This window comes from Synechococcus sp. R5-13 (assembly GCF_047462015.1).
GTDB lineage: Bacteria > Cyanobacteriota > Cyanobacteriia > Thermostichales > Thermostichaceae > Thermostichus.
Genome location: NZ_JANSIL010000028.1, coordinates 15,143 through 39,050, shown reverse-complemented (window position 1 = coordinate 39,050; position 23,908 = coordinate 15,143). Strand labels below are relative to the sequence as shown.

Here is a 23,908-nt window from a genome sequence, read left to right as displayed (position 1 = left end):
AACTTCCGCATTCCTCCCGACACTGACCCTACGGGTACAGTGCGGGGCTCCTGCGATTTCTAGCTGAAATCCCGCACAAGCACCACTTCCGAAGCAGCAGGAGAAGTCAATCACGCCCACCCAAAGCCTCAGCCTGGGATTTTTCCGAGGAAGCCACAGATAGCTTCACAATCCGGGCCAGCCGAGCCTTACGACGAGCGGCTGTGTTTTTGTGCAGGACGCCGGTTTTGGCAGCTTTATCAATGCGGCTGAAAGCAGCACTCATCGCCGCCTGGATTTCCTGCAGAGTTTCTTGCTGTGGGTTGGCGGCATAGGCAGTTGAGAGGGAGATCACTTTCTTCATCAGAGCGCGCACCATGGCTTTGGTGGCTTTGTTGCGCAGCCGATTACGCTCTGCGATCTGAACGCGCTTGATGGCAGATTTGATGCGTGGCATGGTTGAAGGGGAAGTTCCAGTGAAGATCCAGCATACCATCAGAGCTGGAAGCTCCACCAGTTCCTATTGTTCTCCGATGGGATCCCCATGTTCCAAGATTGCAGCTCGCAGATCCGCTTTAACCCACCTGCCCTTTTCTACGGGGTTGCCGCTTGCGATTTGGATCGGGATGGGGCCTTTGAGCTGTTTGTGTGCGGGTTCCGCGGCTCCAATCGAGTCTTGAAGTGGGATGGGCAAACCCTGGTGGATCAAGCAGACGACACCCTGGCCGATGCAGGGCGCATGGCAATTGGGGTGGCTGCTGCCGACTTTGACGGGGACGGGCAAGAGGAACTCTACGTTTTGAATACCGATACCTTCGGGGGGCGCAAGCGCTTTGGGGATCGCCTCTTCGACTGGCAGGGATCTCGCTGGGTGGACCTGTTCTCCCTGCCGCAAAACCAAGATGCCCTCAACTTGACGGCAGGTCGCTCTGTAGCTTGTGTGGATCGTCTTGGCCAGGGGAGCTATGGATTTTTCGTAGCCAACTACGGCGGCCCTATGCGCCTCTACGAGTTGGGCCCTAACCAAATGATCGCCGATGTGGCGCCAGAAGCGAGACTCAATCGGGTGACGGGCGGGCGGGGGTTGGTGGCCGTGCCCTTGGTCTCGCAGCGGATGGACATTTTTGCCGTCAATGAGCAGGGGCCCAACTTTCTGTTTCGCAACCGGGGAGATGGCACCTTTGAAGAGATTGCCGCTGAGGTGGGCCTAGCAGATCCCGACGAGCATGGGCGCGGCGTGGCAGCGGTGGATCTGGATGGGGATGGACGGCTGGATTTGCTCTATGGCAACTGGGAAGGCCCCCATCGCCTCTGGATCCAGACCCCCGACGGTTTTTTTAAGGATGTAGCCCCCCCGGAGTTGGCTAGGCCCTCCCGCATTCGCACAGTCATCGCTGCCGACTTCGACAACGACGGCTATCCGGAGCTGTTTTTCAACAACATCGGCGAGCCCAACCGTCTGTTTGCTTGGCGCTCAGGCCGTTGGCAAGCCATCGACATTGGAGATGCTGCCGAGCCGCAGGGATTGGGGACAGGAGCAGCGGTGGCCGATGTGGATGGGGACGGTCGTCTAGAATTGTTGATTGCCCATGGGGAGTCTGGCGCCCAGCCTCTCAGCTTCTATCGCCCTCAGGCCAATGCCAACAACTGGCTGAGAGTTCTGCCCCTCACCCGCCAGGGAGCCCCGGCCCGCGGCGCGTTGGTAAGGCTGCTCACCTCCACCCGTACCCAGATCCAGGCCATCGACGCCGGCAGCGGCTACCTCTGTCAGATGGAGCCGGTGGCCCACTTTGGCCTGGGATCCGAAACAGGGGTCAAGGAAATCCAGATCCAGTGGCCGGATGGGAAACAGTTGCAGGTGGCCCACCCACCGGTCAACCAGCTTTTGCAGATTCCCTATCCCCACTAGCCGCCAATCTGAGACATGGTGCGCCGGTAGGATCCCTGGCTGCCGGTGTCCCGCCCTTTGAAGTTGATATCCGGCTTGATGTCCAGCAGTTCTCGCACCTGCTGTCTTAGCCTTTCGGCAGGGATCCCAGCTCGCAGCGGATCCCGCAGGTTGATTTGGCCGGATTCGTTGAGCAGGCAAGGGCGCAGCCAACCGTCGCTGGATAGCCGCATGCGGTTGCATCGATCACAAAAGCACTCCGACATCTGGCTGATAAAGCCCAAGGTGCCTTTTGCCCCCGGGATTCGAAACACATCCGCCGGCCCATTGCCGGCCACAAACCCAGGTTCCAGGCCAAAGCGAGCGCGAATTCGCTGTCGCAGCACCTCAGACTCCACCCAGCCGGCCTGCTGAAAGAGGGCGGCATTGCCAATGGGCATAAACTCGATGAAGCGCACATGCCATTGTCGCTCCAGAGTAAGGGCAGCCAGATCTTCCACTTCCGATTCGTTGAGCCCAGGGATCACCACCACATTCAACTTGAGGGGATCAAACCCCACTTGGTGGGCAACTTGGATCCCGGCCCAGACCTGCCGCCAGCGATCCCGCCCCGTGATCAGTCGAAAGGTCTCGGGGTTGAGGGAATCAAAGCTGATGTTGATGCGGCGCAACCCCGCTTCATAGAGGAGTTGAGCTTTTTGGCTGAGGTTGAAGCCGTTGGTGGTAAGGGCCACATCTCTCACCCCAGGCAGGCTGCATAGAGCCCGGATGAGGTGCTCCAGCCCCGGCCTGAGCAGGGGTTCGCCGCCGGTGAGGCGAAAGCAATCGATCCCCAACGGCAAAAACACCTCTCGAACCAACGTGAGGATTTCCTCATCCGTTAAACGCTCTGGGGCTTGCAGCCACGTCAACTCCGCCTCGTCAGGCATGCAGTACTGGCAGCGGAAATTGCAGCGATCGATCAAGCTGATGCGCAGATAGTTAACGGTCGGCATGGCAACCTATGCCAGAAACAGATGGGGCACCCCTCCCCCCAGAGTGCCGAGCAACGCCGAGGACCCTTTCCGTTGCCTCTGGAAAACCTCCCAGCGTCTCCATCCGCAAAGGCAGCGGGGGAACTGTCCCGAGGCTTGCAACTTGCAGTGGCCACACCTCCAGTTTGCAGGATACTACGAAGATTGAGGTGCAAATCTCTACTCGGCAGAGCCAGGGATCCCTGCCCATTCGGGTTGAACAGGCCGCTGCCAGCGTTCCCACCAGGCCAGCACAGACTCAGGTGGGTGGCTGTCGTGGCTGCCGTTGGCATTGGCGGGGAGGGGGGGAGAGGGAGGTGGGGCCGGCGGTGTCAGCCAACTGACAGGCGCGGGGATCAGACAACTGGGGTGGAGAGGGCGCAGATCGCGGTAGTGGCTGCTGCGAATGGCCAGGATCTCCTGCTGAATGATGTCTGGGGGTTCTCCCAACTCCAGCAACACATGGCTGCACAGACCCAAGCTGGCCTCGAATTCGGGATGGACAACTTCTCTGGCCCCCAACTGATAGAGCTGTTCGATGTCTTCCTTGTCGGTAGCTCGCACCACCACATCCAATTGCGGCGCCAACTCCAGAGCTCGTTTTAGGCAGAGGCGGATGCTCATGCGATCCGGCAGGGCAATGACCAGAGCGCGGGCCTGGGGCAGGCAAGCTTTCTCCAGCACCAAGGCGCTGGCGGCATTCCCATACAAGTAAGGGATCCCACGGGAACGCAGGTGTTGGATCACCCGTTCTGATTGATCAATGACCAAGAGGGGGTGACGACGGGCTTCCAGAATGCGCACAATGTCTTGCCCCACCTGCCCATAGCCGCACACCACCACGTGCCCCTGTTGAGGAGCATCGGGGGCCAAAGCGCGGGGCCGCTCGCCCGATTCCAACCAGCGGGCCAAGAAGGGGATCCCGTGTAGCCCGGAAAACAGTCGAGGAGCGCCCCTCAGCAGAAAGGGAGTGAGCAGAAGGGTAACGGCTGTGGTGCTGACAATCAACAAATAGATCTGCCGCGACACCAATCCCAAAGCCTGCCCCTCGCTGGCCAGCACAAAGGAGAATTCGCCGATTTGCGATAGGCCCAGCCCCACCACCACCGCTGCCGGCAGAGTGTAACCAAACAGCCGCGCCAAGGGAGCCACGATGCAAAACTTGCCCACCATCACCAGACCCACCAGCCCCAGGATCAGCAACAGATGGCCGAGGATAAAGCTGGGATCGATGAGCATGCCGATGGCCGCAAAAAAGAGAGCAGCAAACACATCTCGCAAAGGCTCTACATAGTCCAGGGTTTGGTCGGCGTACTCCACCTCCGAGATCATCAGACCGGCAATGAAAGCCCCAATCTCGCTGGAAATGCCCAGCCGCTCCGTCAACAGGGCAATCCCCACGCAGAGGCTGATCACCCCCAGCAGAAACACCTCTTTGCTCTCCTGCTGAGCCAGCAGACGCAGGAAACCGGGAACCAGCCAAATCCCGCCTACCACCGCCCCCAGCCCCACCAAGCCGATTTCTGCCAAGGCCCTGGCCAGGGATCCCGCCAGCTCCGGCAAGGGACAATCCAAAGCCGGCAACACCGCCAGCATCAGCCCCACCGCCAAGTCCTGCACAATCAGGATCCCCAGCATGGCCTGGGCTTGGGGAGTGCCCATTTGGTTGGTCTCAGTGAGACTTTTCAGCACCACGGCAGTCGAGGACAAGGAGAGCACGGCCCCCAAAAAGATCCCTTGCACCGGCGTCAACCAGCCGCTGACCACCGCCAGCACCGCCGTGATCAAAATCGTCAGGCCAATTTGCAAAATGCCTCCGCCAACGGCGATCCCCCGCACTTTGCGCAATTCTTTCAGGGAAAACTCCACCCCCAAGGTGAACAGCAAAAAGGTCACCCCAAACTGGGCCAAGGTTTCCACCTGAACCAACTCTTTGATCCACCCCAACCCGGTTGGCCCCACCAAGATCCCGGCCAGTAAGTAGCCGAGCAACACCGGCTGCCTCAGCAGCGAAGCCAAGAATCCACCTGCTGCCGCTGCCGCCAATACCGTCACAATGTCCAAAATCAGACGAAAGTCTTCCTGCACAGGGCACCCACCAAGGAATGTGAACTTTTGTAGCCAATCCTGAGGATTCTTCCACGATAATGCTTCCTCTGGCATCTCGGACAGAGTGGAGAACCTGGCCCCAAGCCCTGCACCTTACTTCCCCCAGGGATCCCGGCTGACTAGTCCCGATTAGAGGAAGCTGGCCAGAAACTCAGTGGAAATTTTTGTTAAAAGTTGCTGGCAATACCTCAAAACCGTAGCTTATAATACAGAATGTAGATAGAAATCGTTCATCCTCTCGCGTGCTGGGCGGCTCGTTAATGTAGGTAGAGCGACATCGCAGCCAGAGGACGGAAGTAGGGAGAGATCCCGAAGGAACGCGCCTCAACTCTTCTGGTAACCGTGGGGCTTCTCTTGGGAGAAGGCGAACGGATGAAAACTCAACTCATTTGGAGGCGAAGATCATGGAACTCTTTTACCGTGGCGTCGATTACACCCCCTCTTCTGCAACAGCGGCGGTTTCTCCCGGCAAAGTGGGGGGTCGTTACCGGGGGCTGGACTGGCGGTTCCGCCATCTGACCAAGCCGGTGGTTTTGCCCACCAACCTTGACCTGCTCTATCGAGGTGTGGCTTATCATCCCAAGGCGGTCGAAGGATCGGCTCAACCCGTTCAGACGGCAGAGGCATCTGCCCCGGTGGCTGCCAATGGCCGTTCTCATGTCTTGGATGAGCTGTCTCGCCGCTTGATGATGAGCCATCAACGTTTGATTCGGATTCGTCAGCAATCCATGCTGATCCGCGGTACAGAGCAGATTGGCCTGCATGTCAACGTGCGCAACTTCTGGAACCGCATCCAAGGAAAAGTGCATCCCACCTTCCGGCTCAACTACGACCGTAGCCGTGTTAGCATGAGCTAATCTGTCTGTAACTGTTGATGCTCTGGCCTGAGCTCAAAGAGAAGGGATCCCGGCTGGGGATCCCCTTTTGGTTTCTGGGTTGAGCTTCCTCAGGTCGATGGACGGCACAGGACGCTTCAACGCTGGCACGAGGTGCTGTTGACCAAAAGCAGCCAAGTTGCTCAAGGGATCCACAATTGAGGGGTGCTATTTCCTCGGAAAAAAACGGGATCCCATCAGGGATCCCGCTGCAGAATCGGCCACACCGCTTAGGCGTCGAAATAGAGGGCGAACTCGTAGGGGTGAGGCCGCAGATTGATGGGGTTGATCTCGTTGTCGATCTTGTACTCGATATAGGTCTGGATCAGATCTTCGGTGAAGACGCCTCCCTCCAGCAAGAAGGCATGATCCTTCTGCAAGCTTTCCAGGGCATCCAGCAGGGATCCAGGCGTGGAAGGGATCTTGGCCAGCTCTTCCGGCTCCAGATCGTAGATATCTTTGTCCAAGGGCTCGCCGGGATGGATCTTATTCTTGATCCCGTCCAGGCCAGCCATCAGCATGGCCGAAAAGGCGATGTAGGGGTTGCAGGTGGCATCCGGGCAGCGGAACTCCAGACGCTTGGCCTTGGGATTGTTGCCGGTCACGGGAATGCGAATGGCGGCGGAACGGTTGCCCTGGGAGTAAGCCAGGTTCACCGGCGCCTCGAAGCCGGGCACCAAGCGCTTGTAGGAGTTGGTGGTGGGGTTGGTGAAGGCCAGGATTGCCGGGGCATGCTTGAGCAGGCCACCGATGTAGTAGAGAGCTGTCTCGCTCAGGTTGGCATAGGTGCCTTCGCTGTAGAACAGGGGCTGGCCATCCTTCCAGAGGGACTGGTGGGTGTGCATGCCAGTGCCGTTGTCGTTAAATAGGGGCTTGGGCATGAAGGTGACGGTTTTGCCGTGCTTGCGGGCCACGTTCCGGATCACGTATTTGTAAACCATCATGTAGTCGGCAGCCGTGATCAGATCGGCAAAGCGATAGCCCAACTCCCCTTGCCCGCCGGTAGCCACCTCGTGGTGATGCTTCTCGATGGGCACCCCCAACTTGCCCATGGTCAGCAGCATCTCGGTGCGGATGTTTTGATGGGCATCGGTGGGCGGGGCCGGGAAATAGCCCTCTTTGTAGCGAGGCTTGTAGCCCAGGTTGCCACCTTTCTCCTCGCGGCCCGAGTTCCAGCGACCTTCGATGGAATCCACGAAGTAGTAGGCCGAGTTTTGGGTCTGGTCGAAGCGAACATCCTCAAAAATGAAAAACTCCGCTTCCGGCCCGAAGTAAGCCGTATCGGCAATGCCCGTCGATTGCAGATAGGCAACGGCACGGGCGGCAAGGCTGCGGGGACAGCGGCTATAGGGCTGGCCAGTGCGCGGCTCAACAATGCTGCAAGTTATGCTGAGGGTGGGCACCTCCAGAAAGGGATCGATCCAAGCCGTTTTGGGATCCGGCACCATGTACATGTCCGACTCGTTGATCGCTTTCCAGCCCCGGATACTGGATCCGTCAAAGGGAAGCCCCTCAGTGAAGGTTTCTTCCTTGATCATCGAGGTGTGGAAGGAAACATGCTGCCAGGTGCCAAAGATATCCACAAACTTGAGATCCACTATCTGGACGTTGTTGTCCTGGATCATCTGAAGCACTTCTTGGGGCGTGGATGCCATTACTCTCTCCTGATTGGGTTGCGGTTAAGACTGGGGGAACTGTGGCTGAAACAAATGGGATCCCAGCAGGTGATCCCCACGCTTCGACCCAGACAGGCCAAAAACGCTCACTCATCCTAGAAAGGCCAACACGGGTATTTTGTAGTTTCTGATACAAAATTCATTTGAGCTCCGCTTTCTGACCAAGACCAAATTGCTGGCCATCTCAGACACCTCTTTTCCTTCTGGCTTGGGTCAACCGGGATTGGGTGTTGGGGATCCAAAACTTGGGCAATGGCCGCCACCCTGCCAACCTCTGGGCAGAAATAACCGGATGGGGCGGGCAAAACCCTGCCCCGGTTGCCTGAGGCGAGCGAAAATGAGGCTAATAGGCCTCGGCCTCGACCGGTTCGCCAAGGGGTGTTAAGCTAAAGCGTAGTCGTTATGAGTTTGGCTTTTATTCCCATTGCAGAAGGAGAGACATCGGATGACAGAGCAAAGTCGGGTTGAGAATGTGGTGATTATCGGCTCCGGCCCTGCTGGGTTTACAGCAGCCATTTACGCTGGGCGTGCCAACCTGAAGCCGGTTGTGTTTGAGGGGTTCCAGGCGGGCGGGATCCCGGGCGGGCAACTGATGACCACCACCGAGGTGGAGAACTTTCCGGGCTTTCCCGAGGGCATCACCGGCCCCCAACTGATGAAGAACATGCGGGCTCAAGCGCAGCGGTGGGGGGCAGAACTTTACACCGAAGATGTCACCTTTGTGGATTTAAGCCAGCGGCCTTTTGTCGTCCGTTCTGACGAGCGGGAATTGCGCACCCACAGCCTGATCATCGCCACCGGGGCCACAGCCAAGCGCCTACACCTGCCGGGGGAGGAGACCTACTGGAACCGGGGCATGTCAGCTTGTGCTGTCTGCGATGGGGCTATGCCCATGTTCAGAGGGGTGGAATTGGTGGTGATCGGCGGCGGCGATACTGCCTGTGAGGAGGCCACCTACCTGACCAAGTTTGGATCCCACGTGCACATGCTGGTGCGCAGCGACAAAATGCGGGCCAGCAAGGCCATGCAGGATCGTGTTCTCAACAACCCCAAGATCACTGTGCACTGGAACACCGAGGCGGTGGAAGTGATGGGCGACGGCCTGCGCCTGACCGGGGTGAAAGTGCGGAACAACCAAACCGGCGAAATACGCGAGATGTCAGTGGGTGGCCTATTTTATGCCATTGGCCACAAGCCCAACACCGACTTGTTCAAAGGACAACTGGAACTGGATGAAGTCGGCTACATCGTCACCCGACCGGGCTCCGTGGCCACCAGTGTGGAGGGGGTGTTTGCCGCCGGCGACGTGCAGGATCACGAGTTTCGTCAGGCGATTACCGCTGCCGGCACTGGCTGTATGGCGGCCATGTTGGCAGAGCGCTGGCTCTCGGAACACGGCTTGGCCCAGGAGTATCACGTCCTTCCCCAAAGCCATCCTGAACCCAGCCCTGCTGCGACTTCTGCGGCAGAGTCTGCTGGGGATCCTGCTGTTGAGGAGGCCAGCTTTGAGGAGAATGGACAGGATGACTTAGACTTCAGCAAGACTTGCCATGAGGGGAGCTATGCCCTGCGGCGACTCTACCACGAAAGCGATCGCCTGCTCATGGTCAAGTACACCGCCCCCACCTGTGCCCCTTGTCATGCCCTCAAGCCGATCTTGAACAAGATCATCGATGAGTTCTCGGACAAGCTGCACGTGGTGGAGATCGATATTGAGAAAGATCCGGAGATTGCAGAGGCAGGGGGGGTGGCGGGCACCCCGACGGTGCAATTTTTCAAAAACAAGACGCTGGTGGCCCAGTTGGTGGGCGTTAAGCCCAAGTCCCAATATCGAGAGGTGATCCAGGCCAATTTGTGTGAGGAAAAATCCCCCTAAGGATGTTGTCCTCTCCAACCTCTGGCCCCTCTCCCCAAGGGAGAAGGGAGCTGGGCGCAGAAAACGGTTTCCCAACCGAGGCTCAGCTAGTCCGAAAAGGCACCGTGGTAGGCGGCCTGCATGGCTGCCAAAGACACCACCAGTAAGGGATCCTCCTCTGCCGTCCTTAAGAGCAGGGGATCCGCAGGGGATCCCACCTGTCCCACAAGCTGCCACTGGCCGGGGAGCTGGGACTCCAAATAGGCTTCCCAGAGGGAACGGTGGGCCGGGCTTACGGAGACTAGGATGCGGCTGGATCCCTCGCCAAACAGGGCCTGATCCCAGCGCAAGGATCCAGGAGCCAGGGAGAGGGTTGCGCCGCGGCCTCCGCTCAAGCAGGCTTCTGCCAAAGCCACAGCCAATCCCCCCTCGCTGCAGTCGTGGGCAGAGCGCACCCAGCCCTGGCGGATTCCATGGCGACAGGCAGCTTGCACCCGCTTTTCCAATTCCAGATCCACTGGCGCGGGCCGGCCCGTAACTTGCTGGTGGATGACCGCCAAATACTCGCTGCCCCCCAAGCTGGTGAGGGCCTGGGATCCCAGGAGGTAAATGAGATCCCCTTCTTGCTGCCACCCCTGGCCACAGATGCATTTCAAGTCGGGAATAAGACCCACCATGCCAATGACAGGGGTAGGGTAGATAGCCTGCGATCCCTGGGGGGTGAGGGTCTCGTTGTAGAGAGAAACGTTTCCCCCCGTTACCGGCGTACCGAGGGCACGGCAGGCATCTCCAATCCCCCGAGAGGCCAGGGCCAGCTGCCAGTACACCACCGGGTTTTCGGGATTGCCAAAGTTAAGGTTATCGGTAACAGCTAGGGGATCGGCCCCCACACAGGTGAGGTTGCGGGCAGCTTCCGCCACGGCTGCCTTGGCCCCCTCGTAGGGATCCAAATACACCCAGCGGCCATTGCCATCCAGGGTGGCAGCGATGGCCTTGCGGGAAGCCCGCAGGGGCGGCACCTCGCCCACGCCAAACTTTTGGGAACGGATGCGGATAACCGCCGCATCTCCCTGGCCCGGCCAAAGGACGGTGTTGTTTTGCACCTGGTGGTCGTATTGGCGATAGATCCAGGCTTTGCTGGCCAGGGTGGGGCTGGCCAAAAGCTGCAGCAGCACCTCTTTCCATGCCAGCGTTGCCTGAGCGAGGTGGATCCCCTGGCAATCATAAGGGGGTAGAGTGGCGGGATCCCATTGCCACGCTGCCTGCACGTAGGCTGGCGGCTCTGGCAACACCGGACGGACATAGACGGGGGTGTCTTCGGCCAAAGCCTGCACCGGCACCTGCACCACGCAGGATCCCTGGTGCCAGATCTCCACCAGCGGCTCGGCAATGACTTCCCCGGCCACACTAGCTTGCAAACCCCAGCGGTGGAAGATCTCCATCACCTCCGCCTCGCGGCCTTTTTGCACCACCAGCAGCATCCGCTCCTGGGATTCCGAGAGCAGGTATTCCCAGGCAGCCATGCCGCTTTCCCGCGCCGGCACTCGGTCGAGGTCAAAGCGGATCCCCACCCCTCCCTTGGCGGCCATCTCCGCGGTGGAGCAGGTGATCCCGGCTGCCCCCATATCCTGGGCAGCCACCACAGCTCCTGTGGCAAAGGCCTCCAGACAGGCCTCGATGAGGCACTTGCCCAGGAAGGGATCCCCCACCTGCACTGCCGGCCGATCCTGCTGCGCATCCTCCTTGAGCTCGGCGCTGGCAAAGCTGGCGCCGCGGATGCCATCCCGCCCGGTGGTGGCGCCCACGTACAAGACCGGGTTCCCCACCCCCCGCGCTGCCGATTTCACCACTGCCGGCGTCTCCAGCAGCCCCAGGGCCATGACGTTGACCAAGGGATTGCCGCTGTAGCAGGGATCCACCGCCACTTCTCCCCCCACTGTGGGTACCCCGACACAGTTGCCGTAGTGGGCGATCCCTTCCACCACCCTGGCCATGAGGCGGCGGTTGCGGGGATCGGTTAGCGGCCCAAAGCGCAGCGAGTTAAGCAGGGCAATGGGACGGGCGCCCAGGGTAAAGATATCCCGCAGGATCCCTCCCACGCCGGTAGCTGCCCCCTGGAAGGGCTCCACTGCCGAAGGATGGTTGTGGGACTCGATCTTAAACGCCAGCCAATCCCCCTCCCCCAGATCCACTACGCCGGCATTTTCCCCCGGCCCCACCACTACCCGCTCGCCCGTGGTGGGAAAGTTTTTCAGCAGAGGGCGGGAGTTTTTGTAGCAGCAGTGCTCTGACCACATCACCCCAAACATGGCCAGCTCGTTGGGGTTGGGATCCCGGCCCAGCTGCTGCTGGATCTTCTGGTATTCGTCTGGGGAAAGGCCGTGGGCTTTTAAGTCTTCGAGAGTATAGGGCATAGTGCTCCAATTGCCCCTAGCTTAGGTCAACAACCCAGGGCCCAAGAGACGGGCCTGACGCTCTTCCAGTATGCGGCTTAAGGGGGGCCACCGCTTCAAGTCGGGGTCAAGGGCCAGGAGCTGTTCTGCCGCTTGGCGGGCCAGGTGCAGCACCTCTTGATCCTCCATGAGGCTGGCCAGGGCAAAATCCGGCAGCCCCGACTGGCGGGTACCCATCACTTCCCCCGGCCCCCGGAAGCGCAGATCCATCTCGGCAATGAAAAACCCGTCGTGGGATTGCTCCAGCACCTTCAGCCGCCGCAGAGCATCTTCTCCTTTGGATCCCGTCATCAAGATGCAATAGGCTTGGTCGGATCCCCGCCCTACCCGCCCCCGCAGTTGGTGCAGTTGGGAGAGCCCGAAGCGCTCCGCATGCTCCACCAGCATCACCGAGGCATTGGGCACATCTACCCCCACCTCCACCACCGTGGTAGAGACCAGAATATCCAGCTCCCGCCGGCGAAAGGCCGCAATGACAGCTTCCTTCTCGCTACTGGTCAAGCGCCCGTGCAGCAGGCCCACCCGAAATTGGGGGAAGACCTTTTCCTGCAGACGCTGGTGTTCCTCGATGGCAGATTTGAGATCCAGCTTCTCCGACTCTTCAATCAACGGCAGCACCACGTAGGCCTGCCGCCCTTGGGCAATTTCCCGCTCGATAAGCCGCATCACCTGCAGGCGATCCCCTGGCCGGGCCACCAGGGTGTGCACGGGCTTGCGCCCCGGCGGCAGCTCGTCAATTTGGGTAACATCCAGATCCCCATGCAGGGCCAGGGTGAGGGTGCGGGGGATGGGGGTAGCGGTCATGGTGAGGACATCGGGGTGATCCCCTTTCTGTTGCAGAGCGGCCCGCTGCTCCACGCCAAAGCGGTGCTGCTCGTCGATGACCACCAAGCCCAGGTTGCGAAACTGCACTGCCGGCTGGATGAGAGCATGGGTGCCCACCACCAAGGGCAATTCCCCGGTCTGCAACTGCCGCAGGATCTCCCGGCGCTTAGCAGGGGGCGTGGATCCAGTCAACAGTTCAACGGGCACCTGCAGCTGGCTGAGCCATTCCACCAACTTGCGGTAGTGTTGCTCGGCCAAAACCTCGGTGGGAGCCATGAGGGCCGCCTGCCAACCGGATTGAATGGCTGCCAGCACAGCTGCCACCGCCACCACGGTTTTGCCGGATCCCACATCTCCCTGCAAGAGGCGGTTCATGGGCAAGGGATCCCGCAGATCCGCTAGGATCTCGTCGATGGCCCGCTGCTGGGCAGCGGTAAGCTGAAAGGGCAGGATTTGGTAGAAGCGATCCAACAGCTCCCCTCTAGCCGGCTGGTAACGAGGTATGGCCTGAGCTTGGGCACGATAGCGGTGTCGCCGCTGCAATAGGCTTAGTTGTAGGTAGAAAAACTCATCGAACACCAGCCGCCGCCGGGCCTGGGCCAGCAGTTCTCGGGTCTCAGGAAAGTGGATCTGCTGCAGGGCAACAGGCAAGTCCAAAAGCTGCAACTGCCGCTTGAGATCCGCCGGCAAGGGATCCTCCACCAAGGCCGCCGCCGGCAAAGCCAGTTGCACCGCCTTGCGCACCAGATCGGCGGGGATCCCTTCCGAGAGAGGGTAAACTGGCAAGATCTTGCCCAGCCTGTCCAGCTCCTCGCCCTCTCCCCCCAGCACCTCCAGTTGCGGGTTATCCAGCGTTAGGCCCAACCGGCCCTTTTTGACCAGGCCGCTGGCAGCCACCAGGGCCCCCTTGGGGTATTGCCGCTCCAGGGAAGCTTGCCAACTGCGCTGGGCAAACTGCCGCCCGCTGTAGAAGCGGCTGAGGGTAATTACACCACTTTTGTCGGCAATCTTTAGGTTGAAGATGGTCAGCGAGGGATTCTTGGGGCTGGTAAAGCAACTGCAACTTTTCACCGTCCCTACAAGGGTAACGGTCTCCCCCACCTTGGCTTGGCGGATGAGCACCCGCCGGGAATAGTCCAGGTAGTCGCGGGGGAAGTAGTAGAGGGCATCCCGCACGCTGTGTAGGCCCAGTTGTGCCAGTTTCTCCGCTGACTTGGGACCAATGCCTTTGAGAAACTGCAGCGGCTGCTCCAGGCTGAGGCCGGCGGGGAGAGATGGGGAAATCGTGCTCCGCCCTGCCTCTGGGGGGGTTGTTGCTACGCCTACGGCAGGGAAACCAGAGCGCTGTGGCAACGAGGCTGCAAACGAGCCAGGTTGGTGGGAACTCGGTCGGGACAGCTCTTGCTGACGTCGGACTCGCTCCAGCCAGCGGCGGGTTTCGGCCACCAGGTGCTGGCGTTCGGGCAGCTCCAGCTCGGAATACAGGGTATAGCGGGATCCCAGTTCTTTCCATCGCCGCCGGTCATCTCCATTCAGCACCCAGTCAGAGGGGGGATCCTGTCCGAACACGCTCCCCAAAAATTGGGAGAAGGTCTGCTCTCGCCCCCGCAGGTCGGTAAACCCCACCTCTGCTTCTAGGGAAAGGGCGCGCTGAAGCCGCTGTAGATCCACCTGGCTCAAGTTGCTTGGCTGCCGGGAGTGCTCCTTATCAATCCAACTTTAGCCAACAACGGCAGGACAACCGAAGGAGTGCAGCAGCGCAAGCCACACTTTCCATTCCTTGATAAAGAAAAAAGCCTGCCTTGTTACTCCGCAACACTGTCGTGACGGGGCAGGCCGAAGGGATCCAGAGGCACTTTTTGGGAGATGCAGGAGCTTTAGCTGCGGGCCAGGGCGGATCCCAAAAGCAGAGCCATCACTGCCGGCACCAAGGCAATCGCCAGGATGGTGAAAACTTGTGCGTCCGTCATAACCAACTCCCTAACAGTGGAATTGCACAAAAGTCAGCCCCCTCACTCTACCGTAGCTTGAGGGGTAGCCTTGACACCGAGAAGAAAAGCTCAACATTCTTTACAAAGCAGCCCTTGCCCATCCCGCTTGACCGTGGCTCCCAGATCCTCTGCTTGGATCGATTGACATTCTCCCCACCCCTAAAGCAAGGGATTCTTTCTCAGTTTTGGGGTTTTACCCCAGGCAGAAAGGCCGGGGCCTGCGCTGCTGGTTTGCGGGTCATGCTACGATGTTGCTCCGCAACGCCGTCGCGACGGCGAAGCAGTTCTTGCCCATTCCTCCTGCGAAGTTCGGTCTTGGCGTCATCATGGTAGCTGCTCCACAAAGTCTGACCACCTCACGGGATAGCTTGGCCATCCTGGCGGAAACGGATCCCGTTGTTTACCGCCTGATCCAGCAAGAGCTCAACCGGCAGCGGGATCACCTGGAGATGATTGCCAGCGAGAACTTCACTTCTCCTGCCGTCTTGGCAGCCCAGGGCTCGGTGCTCACCAACAAGTATGCGGAAGGGTTGCCCGGCAAGCGCTACTACGGCGGCTGCGAGTTTATTGACGAGATTGAACAACTGGCCATTGACCGGGCTAAGCAATTGTTCGGGGCAGCCCACGCCAATGTGCAGCCCCACTCGGGGGCGCAGGCCAATTTCGCCGTTTTCCTGGCCCTGCTGCAGCCAGGAGACACAATTATGGGCATGGATCTGGCCCACGGCGGCCACCTTACCCACGGCTCCCCGGTAAACGTCTCCGGCAAGTGGTTCCGCGTGGTGCACTACGGGGTGCATCCGCAGACGGAGCGGATTGATTTTGACCAAGTGCGGGATCTGGCCCTGCAGCACCGGCCCAAGCTGATCATCTGCGGCTACTCTGCCTATCCGCGGACAATTGACTTTGCCGCTTTCCGCGCCATTGCCGACGAGGTGGGGGCCTATCTTCTGGCCGACATTGCCCACATTGCCGGCTTGGTGGCCACTGGACATCACCCCAACCCCGTGCCCCTCTGCGATGTGGTGACCACCACTACCCACAAGACGCTGCGAGGGCCGCGCGGGGGACTCATTCTCACCCGCAACCCAGAATTGGGCAAAAAGCTGGATAAGGCAGTGTTCCCCGGCAGCCAGGGGGGGCCGCTGGAGCATGTTATTGCCGGCAAGGCGGTGGCCTTTGGAGAAGCCCTGCAGCCCAGCTTTGCCCAGTACTCGGCCCAAGTTATCGCCAATGCCCAAGCCCTGGCGGGATCCCTGCAACGGCGAGGCATTCGACTGGTTTCCGGGGGCACCGACAATCACCTGATGTTGCTGGATCTGCGCTCGGTTTCGGCGGTGCTGGAAAAAACTGGGGCGGCGGATCCGGTAATGACGGGCAAACGGGCGGATCGGCTGATGGGGGAGATCCACATCACCGCCAATAAGAACACCATTCCCTTCGACCCACAGCCGCCCTTTGTAGCTAGCGGCCTGCGTCTGGGATCCCCAGCCTTGACCACCCGCGGCTTGGGGCCAGTAGAATTTGAAGAAATTGGGGAGATCATCGCCGATTGTCTGTTTCAGCCTGAGGAGCCTGCTGTATTGGAAGAGTGTCGCCAGCGGGTGGCTCAGCTCTGTCGTCGTTTCCCCCTCTACCCCCACTTGGGATAACCGCAATCCTCGCCACGGCTTGCTATGCCCTACTTGGTTGCCTTTCTGGCTGCTGCCTGTGTGGTTCTGTGGGCAACCCCGGTGGTGAAGGCGGTCGGGATCCGCAGTGGCCAGTTGGACTTTCCCGACGAGCGCAAGATCCACCAGCAACCGATGGTGCGCCTGGGGGGGGTTTCCATCTTTTTTGGCAACTTGGTGGCCCTGCTGTTGCTCTGGGGAGCCGGAGCTTTTGGGGGCTTGCGCACCGAGCAGGAGTACGAGATTTGGGGGGTGACGATCGGTGGGGTTTTGTTTTTTTTGATTGGCCTGGCGGACGACCTGTTTCACCTGTCGCCTTTTTCCCGCTTGTTGATGCAATTCGGCGTGGCTGCTGCCGCTTGGGGAGTAGGGGTGCGCATTGAGTTCATCAGTCTGCCCGGGAGAGGGATCTGGCCCTTTCCGGTGTGGTTGAGCCTGCTGATTACCCTGTTCTGGCTGGTGGGGATGGCCAACGCCATCAACTTCATGGACGGGCTGGATGGGCTGGCGGCAGGGGTGTCGGGAATTGCGGCAGTGGTGATGCTGATCGTAACCCTGCTGCTGGATCGACCGGCGGCGGCCATGCTGGCGGCGGCTTTGGCGGGAGCTTGCCTAGGCTTTTTGCGCTACAACTTCAACCCAGCGCAGATCTTCATGGGGGATGGGGGGGCCTATTTTTTGGGCTTTACCCTGGCTGGGATCGGGGTGATCGGGGTGGCCAAGGGGGTGACCACGCTGGCAGTGGCTCTGCCTTTCTTTATCTTGGCGGTGCCGATCCTGGATATGTCCACCGTAATCCTCAAGCGGCTGGCCGGGGGGAAGTCGCCTTTCCATCCCGACAAAGGCCACTTGCACCACCGCTTGCTCAAAGCCGGCCTATCCCATCGGCATTCAGTGCTGCTCATCTACGCCATGACCCTCTGGGGGGGATCCCTGGCCTTGGCCTTGGCGGGCTTGCCAGCAGGGGGCACCTACCTGGGCGGGGCCTCGCTGGTGTTGGCAGGGGTGGCTTGGGGGGCTTGGCAACGGCAACGAGCTTTGCCCTCGGAGGACAGGCCCGAACAGGAATATGTTGCTCCGCAATGCTGTTGCGACCAGGAATGTAAAGAAGATTGAGCTGGGCTTGTTCTCCATTGCTCGCCTGCCTAGACTGGAGGCGCTCTATATTTGTTGTTTTTTGTTTTGTTGTTTTTTGTTTAGCTCTGTGTTGCCTCATGCGCCCCACACCTGAGTTGGCAGCTCTCCTGCGCCGCACCGCGGATCGTATCCAATCCCAACACTGGGGCTTCTGGGACTGGGAGTACTGCTGGCGGGACAGCACCCGCTGCAATTGCGGCCTGTTGGTGCGAGAAGCCCTGGGCTGGGATCGGCAGCAACTCAGCCTGCGCATCCACCGCGGCACCTGGCGCTCCATCGCCCAAACCGCCTACCGAACTGTTGCCCTGGCCTTGAGGGATCCCTGGCAACTGGAGGGGCAGTGCGAGGCCACCGGCCTGCAGCTGGGGTATGTGTTCGAGAAAATGGCAGAGCTGGGGTTCGACCAACCGGAAGACTTTGCCGCCCTGGAGGAGCTGAGCGATCCCGTAATTCTGGCCCGCCTGGCGGAAAAAGGTGTGGAGCCAGCACAGCGCGACCAGGCGATCCATGTGGCGCTTTACATGCGGGAACTGGCGGACTGGATTGACGAACAACTGCAGGCGCAGGCTCAGATCAGACGCTTGAGCCAACCTTTGCCCAAAACACCAGGGATCCTCGTCCAACAGTCGGTGCACCTTACTTGAGGAACTCAGTTGCCTTCCTCTACCATCACCACATGGGCAGGGATCCCAGGGGGAAGAGCCTTGCAGCCGGACAAAAAGGCCAGCTCGATTAAGAAGGCAAATCCCCCCACCTCAGCGCCGCTCTGGGCCACCAATTGGGCGGTGGCAGCGGCTGTACCCCCGGTGGCAATGACATCATCCACGATCAACACCCGCTCTCCAGGCCGCAGGGCGTGGGCGTGCAGTTGGAGCTGGTCTTGGCCGTATTCCAGGCTGTAAGTCTGGCTGAGCACCGGCGGCGGCAGTTTGCCTGGCTTGCGAACCGGGACAAAGCCCAAGCCCAGGTGTTGTGCCAAAGCAGCCCCTAAAATGAACCCCCGCGACTCGATGCCGACCACATAATCTAGGGATCCCATGCCGGTGGTGCCGGCGGCCAACTGTTCAATAGCCGCCCGGAAGCCTGCCGGATCCTGCAGCAGGGGGGTCATATCCCGAAAGAGGATGCCGGGTCTGGGAAAATCGGGCACCAAGCGAATGAGGGCTCGCAGATCCATCCTGTTTTCCTCGCTGGCCAGTGGCTTGCTGTTCGCGTTAGCGGGACGGAGTCCTCAAAGGACGCTCCAAGCAACCCATCATACTCGGTTAGCTAATGGGCAGATGGGATCCCTTTTGGTCAGTCGAGCAACGGGGAAGATTTTTTATAATTGGCAAGGCTAGGGGCCGCGGCTCACCTGGTCACCCATCTGTGAACTCGGAGACTTCTCATGCGTTATTACATGGCCATCGACTCCAATCCCCTAGCCAGTTTGCCGCTGGCTCTGTTTGGGGTGAGCAGCGAGGCGGCCTATGTCGATCTGCTGCAAGACAAGCTCATTGTGCGGGCGGGCAGCCTGTTCAACGAGACGTTCTCCTTGAGCGAGTTGGGGCGAGGGGAGCGCTTTCCCTGGCCCTGGTACTACGGGGTGGGCGTGCGCACCGATTTTCAGGGGATCGTTGGCCCGGTCACCAGCACCCAAGGGGTAATTGCCATTCCACTGGTGCAGGAAAAGCCTCTTTTTATTCCGTTGCTGGGGCCGGTGGGGCTGCAAGTGCCCTGCAAAAAGCTGGTCTTCAGCCTCAAAGATCCAGACACCTTCCTGGCCAACTTCAATCAGGGTCGCCCAGAGGTGAACGCCGGCCCGAAGAGTGTGGTGATTGAGTAGATGGGGATCCCTGTGAAACCTGAGAGACGGCGGCCTGTCAAGAGCCTACAGAGATCCCCCAGGGGTTGGGGTGACAGGCCCAGAGGCAACGCGGCTTATGCGACGCAAGCCCGGCAAGCCGGCATCCACCACCACCACACTGCCATCCGGTAAGACTGCCAAGCCGGCAGGCTGCTCAAACCGGGCTGCCGAGGTGGGGCCATCCTGCCAGCCGGGCTGATTCTGTCCGGCCAAGGTGGAAACTTGTCCCCCAGGCTGAAGACGACGAATGCGATGGTTGTCTCGGTCTGCCACCCAGAGGTTGCCTGCCGCATCGAAGGCCAGCCCCCCCAGGGTTTGAAAACGGGCCTCTGCCAGGGGGCCATCCCGATAGCCTGGCTCTGCCCCGGAGAGGGTGGTCACTCGTCCGCCAGCAGAGAGCCGGCGCAGGCGATGTCCATCGGCAATCCAGAGGTTCCCCTCCTTATCCACCGCCAGAGCCGTGGGCTGCAGGAGCTGGGCCTGTTCTGCTGGGCCGTCGGCGAATCCCGGCTGGCCGGTGCCGGCAACCGTGGTCACTTCACCTGCAGGGGTGATGCGGCGGATGCGGCGATTGGCGCGGTCGGCAACGTAGAGGCTGCCATCTGAACCCAAAGCCAGCCCAGATGGCTCCCGGAACTGAGCTCGGTCAAGCCCCCCATCTCGGTATCCGGCTACACAAGTGCCGGCAAAGGTGCTCACCTGTCGTTGCAGGTTGATATAGCGCAGGCAATGGTTGCCGCTGTCGGCCACCCACAATCCCCCCTTGGGATCCCAGAGCAGCCCCTGTGGGGAGTCAAACTGAGCTTGATTGGCTGCTCCGTCGCGGCGGCCTGCTTGGCCTGTGCCGGCCCAAACTTCCAATTCCCCCTCTGGAGACAGCCGGAAGATGCGGTGCTGGGCTCTATCGGCTAAATAGAAGGCTCCTTCAGGATCCACAGCAATGCCGCTGATTTGCTGCAGGTAGATCCTGGACTCGGTGCCGGTGTTATCAGGGGCGTTGCCGACAGGATCTGCCGCGGGCGAGGTGCGGCCATCCAGCAAAGTTTCCACCACCCAGGCCGATGCTGCCGGAGCAGTGGGGGTGGGAGAGGGGCTGGGGGAAGGAGTAGCGGCAGGCCAATCGTAGACCAGGGTGCGCAACCCTTGCCCGGAAGCATCCGCAACAGCAACCCAAACTGAGCCGGAAAGAGAAGAAGGCGGCATCACCACCAAACGGTCACCGCTGCGGGAGCGAATTTCCCCCCTCAGGATGCGCTCGGGATTGGCTGCTGCAGCAAAGAGAACTGTTTCCACCCGCTCCAAATTTTCCCCTGAGAGCAGCAACGGCTGGCCAAGGGTGGGCGCTGCCGAGCTGGTGTGCAGCAGCGGTACCCCCACCTCAGAGAGCACCAACATCGAAAGGCGGCGCTGGCGCTCTGTGTCTTGGGGAGGACGATTGACACTGCCAGAACTCCCAGAGCGGGCAGAAAGGGTCAGGGATCCCTTCCCCTGCGCCAGAGTGGTGGATCCCCGATAGGCGATGGCGCTGAGCTCCGCTTCCCCGGCGGGAGGATTGGTGAAGGTGAAAGTGGCCGGTTGCCCCGGGCGCAGAGGGGCAGTGGCGGTTTGGCGATAAGTGCCCAGGGTAATGCTCAGGTCGATCCCTTCCACCCCTGGCCAGGTGGGGGTGCGGGCCAGCCAGCGATCCACCTCTGAGGCCGGTAGCTGGGCCACCAGATCGGATCCCTGTTCCTGGAGCAGCAGAACGATGCGGTTGCTGGGCACCGACAAGCCGGCCTGACGCGCTTGCTCAAAAGTGAGAGAAAGCGGGGAGAGAGGGAGAGGAGTTGGGGTTGAAACCGGCTGTAGGGCCGCAGGGGGAAGAACGCTGGGAGACAGACTAGAAGAAGGAAACTCGCCACAGCCTGAGAGAGCCAGCACCAAGGCACTCAGCGCAGGCCAAGATAGCGGTCTCAGGGAAACCCGTCGTGGCATGATGCAGCTCATCCCCTCCCACAAACTGGGAAATGGCGGAAACCCAAACCCCCACGCTTACCTTCATCAGCGTACAAACCGGCGAGAATTGCCCAGCACCCTCTCTGCCGCAGGAGCCACCTCGACCAATGCCTTGGCCCCTGAACCGCATTCCTATTCATGACCAACCATCCTCACCCGCAGGTGAGTCGCACTCCTCACTCCATCTATCCTTACTCAAATCCCCACCGAAAGACCAGATAGCAGTTTCAGCGGCCAGGAAATCATCCAGGCCATAGCGGTAGCGCTGTAAGTCGATGCTGCCCGCGTTCGCCCGGTTCGGCTATAGAGTGGGGACAGGCCACTCTCGCGGATGAATCAAGTAGACGGTACCCCCGGAGTGCTCCAGCCACAACGACTCTAGCTGTTCGCGGCGGTAGGTACGGCGAACCTCTTCGTTGGTTTTGGCCGCCGGATCGTGGAGGATGGGATCCCCGTGGCTAAACTGCTCCGCACCGCTGCCGCGAGCAAACCCCACCAGCACCGCCAGATGGCCGTTGCTTCTGGGAATTGGCGCCCCTTCCAGTTCTCCCTCACCCCAGGCATAGCTGAGGACCACCGGAACCCCTGCCGCGATCCAGGCTTCTGCTTGGGCCAAGCTCTCCAGCCGCGCCACCACGCCGGACAAACCCTGCTCGGCAGCATGGGCGACGTTGAAAACCCAGTTGCCATGGCCCTGGTAAACCCGGTCATACACACCGGCCACTGCTGCGCGCACCAACACCTCACAGGGGCGGGGATCCCGCTTCCAGTAGGCCATCACCATCGCCAAAGAGGTGGGGCTACACCAGACCTCTCCCCCATCGGGGTACACCATCTGGGAGCACCAAGGCAGATCCAAGATTTTGCCCCAGCGGCTGGGATCCCCAGGGGATAGGCGGCTGGGCCTGACCGGCTCGTTGGAAATGGCAACTGCCACCTGATCCACAACGGCAGAACGGCCTGGCTCTTGCGTGAACAGGCGCACCCTGACCTGGAAGGCTTCTGCTCCGTTGAGGGTATCCTTGAGCACCAGCAGATCCGTGTACAGGTTGCCATCCTCATCCCCTTGTCCTTGCACTGAGTGGCTGGCCAGAGTCAAGGGATCCGCAGCCCATACCCCGCCGTGATACCACTTTGTCCAGCGGTCTGAAAGCTTGGCCCGAATCCACAGTTCCAACCAGGTGCCGGGGGGCGTGGTGGCATTCCAGGAAGCGATTGCCCCGACCATAGGGAAGCTGGTGGGGACTGCTGGGCTAGTGGCTTCTCCCACCCAGTAGGGGCCAAGGGGATAGAAAGGGCGCCCCCGATCGCGTAAGCGGGACGGAGTCCTTAGCGCCACCTCAGGCTCTTCAAGGCTGACTTCTTGCCGCAAACCCTCTGGATCCAAGACCAATTGCCCTCGGGCGTTCAGGCGGATCCCTTGGGTTGACCAGTCCTGAAACCCCTGAGCTTCTCCTGCCCGCCAGCGCTGAAACCCGGTGCGATAGGTGGAGTGGGTCTGGGCTTGCATCGTCAAGAGTCCTGGAAAAGTTGGAACAGGCTGGGCCAACGTGGGCAACCCCAGCAAGAGCAGCACAACCCCGCTGACCAGCCCAGGCAGCCCCTGCCGTTCGCGTAAGCGGGACGGAGTCCTTTCGCGTAAGCGGGACGGAGTCCTTTAGCCACTGCCTTCTGCGAGCATTGTCCGCCTGCCCCCACTAATAGCGCGACACCGCCGGATGTCCACCAATGTACCAGCGCCAGGGGATCTCGGCTCCTTGGGTGATGCCGATGCGGGTGGTTTGGACGATGGACAACTGCGTTTGCCAAGAGGGGGATCCCTCCAGCCAAATGCCTTCCTGGCCGGCTTCCGCCCGCTCTAGCCGCCAGCCGTTGTGGGATCCGTCGATGCGCAGGGCTTGACAGAGCAGGCCCGGCCCCGCCGCCGCCCGTGCTGGCTGATTCTGTTTGTTGGCCGGGATCCAGTCTGGCAGGCGATCCAACTGAGCTGCCCGGATCAGAACCGCCGCCGGGATCCCTTCTGGCTCGGTAACGATATTTAGACAGTGGTAGAGGCCGTAGATGCGATAGATGTAGAGATGCCCTGGCGGGCCAAACATGACCTGGTTGCGTTGGGTCTTGCGGCGGTAGGCATGGCAGGCCGGATCCCCAGCCGTGTAGGCCTCCGTCTCTACGATCTGGGCCCGCACCTGCAGCCCATCGGCAAATTGCCGCACCAGAACCATGCCCAGCAAGGCAGGTGCCACCAGCGGGGCCGGCTGGCTCAACCACTCCACAGCGTCCACGGCAGGCTTGGCAGCCCTCAGCCCCCAGCAACGGCAGGGACGATGCTCACCTCATCCCCATCTTGCAGAGGGGTGTCACATCCCTTGAGGAAGCGAATGTCTTCGCTGTTCACATAAAAGTTGACGAAGCGGCGCAATTCCCCCTTCTCATCGCACAGCCGCGCCTTAATCCCCGGACAGCGTTGTTCCAAAGCATCCAACAATTCGCGGATGGTGGATCCCTCGCAATTCACCACCCCCTGATCCTGGGTGAGCGCCCGCAGCGTGTTGGGAATCAGCACCTTGACTGCCATAGCCCAATGCCTCGTCCA

The 23,908-nt window shown here is 60.5% G+C and carries 19 protein-coding genes and 1 riboswitch; of the genes, 7 read left to right on the top strand and 12 right to left on the bottom strand.

The annotated features are described in order from the left end of the window. Positions 1–106: 106 nt before the first annotated feature. Entirely contained in the window at positions 107–436 is a 330-nt protein-coding gene (gene rpsT, locus NW840_RS02600; protein WP_414331315.1) for a 30S ribosomal protein S20, read from the bottom strand. A gap of 87 nt (positions 437–523) precedes the next feature. On the opposite strand from rpsT, the gene NW840_RS02595 reads away from it, so the two are divergent. Next, positions 524–1,888, top strand: a complete 1,365-nt coding sequence (locus tag NW840_RS02595; RefSeq protein ID WP_414342233.1) for a CRTAC1 family protein — start codon at positions 524–526, stop codon at positions 1,886–1,888. Here NW840_RS02595 and moaA read toward each other — a convergent pair. Then, positions 1,885–2,862: a GTP 3',8-cyclase MoaA gene (gene moaA / locus NW840_RS02590; protein ID WP_011434340.1), complete on the bottom strand. Its 978-nt coding sequence runs from the start codon at positions 2,860–2,862 to the stop codon at positions 1,885–1,887. The genes NW840_RS02595 and moaA overlap by 4 nt on opposite strands. 198 nt (positions 2,863–3,060) lie before the next feature. After that, positions 3,061–4,968, bottom strand: coding sequence for a cation:proton antiporter (locus NW840_RS02585; RefSeq protein ID WP_414342231.1), 1,908 nt, complete (start codon positions 4,966–4,968; stop codon positions 3,061–3,063). 246 nt (positions 4,969–5,214) lie between these two features. Beyond that, a riboswitch (Glutamine riboswitch) is annotated at positions 5,215–5,313 on the top strand. An 80-nt stretch (positions 5,314–5,393) separates the two neighbouring features. Between NW840_RS02585 and NW840_RS02580 the strand changes: the two genes are divergently transcribed. Then, a complete protein-coding gene (locus tag NW840_RS02580; RefSeq protein WP_414342229.1) occupies positions 5,394–5,846 on the top strand; it encodes a DUF4278 domain-containing protein in 453 nt (150 codons plus the stop codon). A 248-nt stretch (positions 5,847–6,094) separates the two neighbouring features. Here NW840_RS02580 and glnA read toward each other — a convergent pair whose 3' ends face one another. Continuing rightward, the gene (gene glnA / locus NW840_RS02575; protein ID WP_414342228.1) at positions 6,095–7,519 is read right to left on the bottom strand and encodes a type I glutamate--ammonia ligase; all 1,425 of its coding nucleotides are present in this window, start codon (positions 7,517–7,519) and stop codon (positions 6,095–6,097) included. Positions 7,520–7,985: 466 nt separating this feature from the next. Here glnA and trxB point away from each other — a divergent pair, with 466 nt between their 5' ends. After that, positions 7,986–9,416 carry a thioredoxin-disulfide reductase gene (gene trxB / locus NW840_RS02570; RefSeq protein ID WP_414328790.1) on the top strand — a complete coding sequence of 477 codons (1,431 nt, stop codon included), beginning with the start codon at positions 7,986–7,988 and terminating at the stop codon, positions 9,414–9,416. Positions 9,417–9,502: 86 nt separating this feature from the next. Here trxB and purL read toward each other — a convergent pair whose 3' ends face one another. From purL to psaM, 3 genes are all read right to left on the bottom strand, one after another. After that, positions 9,503–11,809 carry a phosphoribosylformylglycinamidine synthase subunit PurL gene (purL, locus tag NW840_RS02565; protein ID WP_414342226.1) on the bottom strand — a complete coding sequence of 769 codons (2,307 nt, stop codon included), beginning with the start codon at positions 11,807–11,809 and terminating at the stop codon, positions 9,503–9,505. 21 nt (positions 11,810–11,830) lie between these two features. Continuing rightward, entirely contained in the window at positions 11,831–14,344 is a 2,514-nt protein-coding gene (recG, locus tag NW840_RS02560; protein ID WP_414342236.1) for an ATP-dependent DNA helicase RecG, read from the bottom strand. Positions 14,345–14,550: 206 nt separating this feature from the next. Continuing rightward, complete coding sequence (gene psaM / locus NW840_RS02555; RefSeq protein WP_011434349.1) at positions 14,551–14,643, bottom strand: photosystem I reaction center subunit XII; 93 nt, start codon at positions 14,641–14,643, stop codon at positions 14,551–14,553. A 347-nt stretch (positions 14,644–14,990) separates the two neighbouring features. Between psaM and glyA the strand changes: the two genes are divergently transcribed. The 3 genes from glyA (at position 14,991) to NW840_RS02540 (ending at position 18,115) form a co-directional block, all read left to right on the top strand. Continuing rightward, entirely contained in the window at positions 14,991–16,316 is a 1,326-nt protein-coding gene (gene glyA / locus NW840_RS02550) for a serine hydroxymethyltransferase (RefSeq protein ID WP_414342235.1), read from the top strand. Positions 16,317–16,340: 24 nt separating this feature from the next. Further along, on the top strand, positions 16,341–17,450 hold the full coding sequence (locus NW840_RS02545; RefSeq protein ID WP_414342225.1) for a glycosyltransferase family 4 protein: 1,110 nt from the start codon (positions 16,341–16,343) through the stop codon (positions 17,448–17,450). Positions 17,451–17,548: 98 nt separating this feature from the next. Beyond that, positions 17,549–18,115, top strand: coding sequence for a hypothetical protein (locus NW840_RS02540; RefSeq protein WP_414342223.1), 567 nt, complete (start codon positions 17,549–17,551; stop codon positions 18,113–18,115). Positions 18,116–18,120: 5 nt separating this feature from the next. On the opposite strand, the gene NW840_RS02535 is transcribed toward NW840_RS02540, so the two are convergent. Continuing rightward, positions 18,121–18,648 carry an adenine phosphoribosyltransferase gene (locus tag NW840_RS02535; protein WP_011434353.1) on the bottom strand — a complete coding sequence of 176 codons (528 nt, stop codon included), beginning with the start codon at positions 18,646–18,648 and terminating at the stop codon, positions 18,121–18,123. A 210-nt stretch (positions 18,649–18,858) separates the two neighbouring features. Here NW840_RS02535 and NW840_RS02530 point away from each other — a divergent pair, with 210 nt between their 5' ends. Further along, a complete protein-coding gene (locus NW840_RS02530) occupies positions 18,859–19,296 on the top strand; it encodes a hypothetical protein (RefSeq protein ID WP_011434354.1) in 438 nt (145 codons plus the stop codon). 45 nt (positions 19,297–19,341) lie between these two features. Here the strand turns inward: NW840_RS02530 and NW840_RS02525 are convergent, their stop codons facing one another. From NW840_RS02525 to NW840_RS02510, 4 genes are all read right to left on the bottom strand, one after another. Beyond that, positions 19,342–21,291: a hypothetical protein gene (locus tag NW840_RS02525; RefSeq protein ID WP_414342221.1), complete on the bottom strand. Its 1,950-nt coding sequence runs from the start codon at positions 21,289–21,291 to the stop codon at positions 19,342–19,344. 322 nt (positions 21,292–21,613) lie between these two features. Then, positions 21,614–22,822, bottom strand: coding sequence for a C39 family peptidase (locus NW840_RS02520; RefSeq protein WP_414342220.1), 1,209 nt, complete (start codon positions 22,820–22,822; stop codon positions 21,614–21,616). 187 nt (positions 22,823–23,009) lie between these two features. Further along, a complete protein-coding gene (locus tag NW840_RS02515) occupies positions 23,010–23,588 on the bottom strand; it encodes a DNA-3-methyladenine glycosylase (protein WP_011434357.1) in 579 nt (192 codons plus the stop codon). A 26-nt stretch (positions 23,589–23,614) separates the two neighbouring features. Then, a complete protein-coding gene (locus NW840_RS02510; RefSeq protein WP_011434358.1) occupies positions 23,615–23,890 on the bottom strand; it encodes a ubiquitin-like small modifier protein 1 in 276 nt (91 codons plus the stop codon). Between the last annotated feature and the right edge of the window lie 18 nt (positions 23,891–23,908).

What these genes read in the sequence shown, in the direction of transcription:
- rpsT (WP_414331315.1), bottom strand. Translation starts at nt 436, where the DNA reads ATGCCACGCATCAAATCTGCCATCAAGCGCGTTCAGATCGCAGAGCGT.
- NW840_RS02595 (WP_414342233.1), top strand. Translation starts at nt 524, where the DNA reads ATGTTCCAAGATTGCAGCTCGCAGATCCGCTTTAACCCACCTGCCCTT.
- moaA (WP_011434340.1), bottom strand. Translation starts at nt 2,862, where the DNA reads ATGCCGACCGTTAACTATCTGCGCATCAGCTTGATCGATCGCTGCAAT.
- NW840_RS02580 (WP_414342229.1), top strand. Translation starts at nt 5,394, where the DNA reads ATGGAACTCTTTTACCGTGGCGTCGATTACACCCCCTCTTCTGCAACA.
- glnA (WP_414342228.1), bottom strand. Translation starts at nt 7,519, where the DNA reads ATGGCATCCACGCCCCAAGAAGTGCTTCAGATGATCCAGGACAACAAC.
- trxB (WP_414328790.1), top strand. Translation starts at nt 7,986, where the DNA reads ATGACAGAGCAAAGTCGGGTTGAGAATGTGGTGATTATCGGCTCCGGC.
- purL (WP_414342226.1), bottom strand. Translation starts at nt 11,809, where the DNA reads ATGCCCTATACTCTCGAAGACTTAAAAGCCCACGGCCTTTCCCCAGAC.
- psaM (WP_011434349.1), bottom strand. Translation starts at nt 14,643, where the DNA reads ATGACGGACGCACAAGTTTTCACCATCCTGGCGATTGCCTTGGTGCCG.
- glyA (WP_414342235.1), top strand. Translation starts at nt 14,991, where the DNA reads ATGGTAGCTGCTCCACAAAGTCTGACCACCTCACGGGATAGCTTGGCC.
- NW840_RS02545 (WP_414342225.1), top strand. Translation starts at nt 16,341, where the DNA reads ATGCCCTACTTGGTTGCCTTTCTGGCTGCTGCCTGTGTGGTTCTGTGG.
- NW840_RS02540 (WP_414342223.1), top strand. Translation starts at nt 17,549, where the DNA reads ATGCGCCCCACACCTGAGTTGGCAGCTCTCCTGCGCCGCACCGCGGAT.
- NW840_RS02535 (WP_011434353.1), bottom strand. Translation starts at nt 18,648, where the DNA reads ATGGATCTGCGAGCCCTCATTCGCTTGGTGCCCGATTTTCCCAGACCC.
- NW840_RS02530 (WP_011434354.1), top strand. Translation starts at nt 18,859, where the DNA reads ATGCGTTATTACATGGCCATCGACTCCAATCCCCTAGCCAGTTTGCCG.
- NW840_RS02525 (WP_414342221.1), bottom strand. Translation starts at nt 21,291, where the DNA reads ATGCCACGACGGGTTTCCCTGAGACCGCTATCTTGGCCTGCGCTGAGT.
- NW840_RS02520 (WP_414342220.1), bottom strand. Translation starts at nt 22,822, where the DNA reads ATGCAAGCCCAGACCCACTCCACCTATCGCACCGGGTTTCAGCGCTGG.
- NW840_RS02510 (WP_011434358.1), bottom strand. Translation starts at nt 23,890, where the DNA reads ATGGCAGTCAAGGTGCTGATTCCCAACACGCTGCGGGCGCTCACCCAG.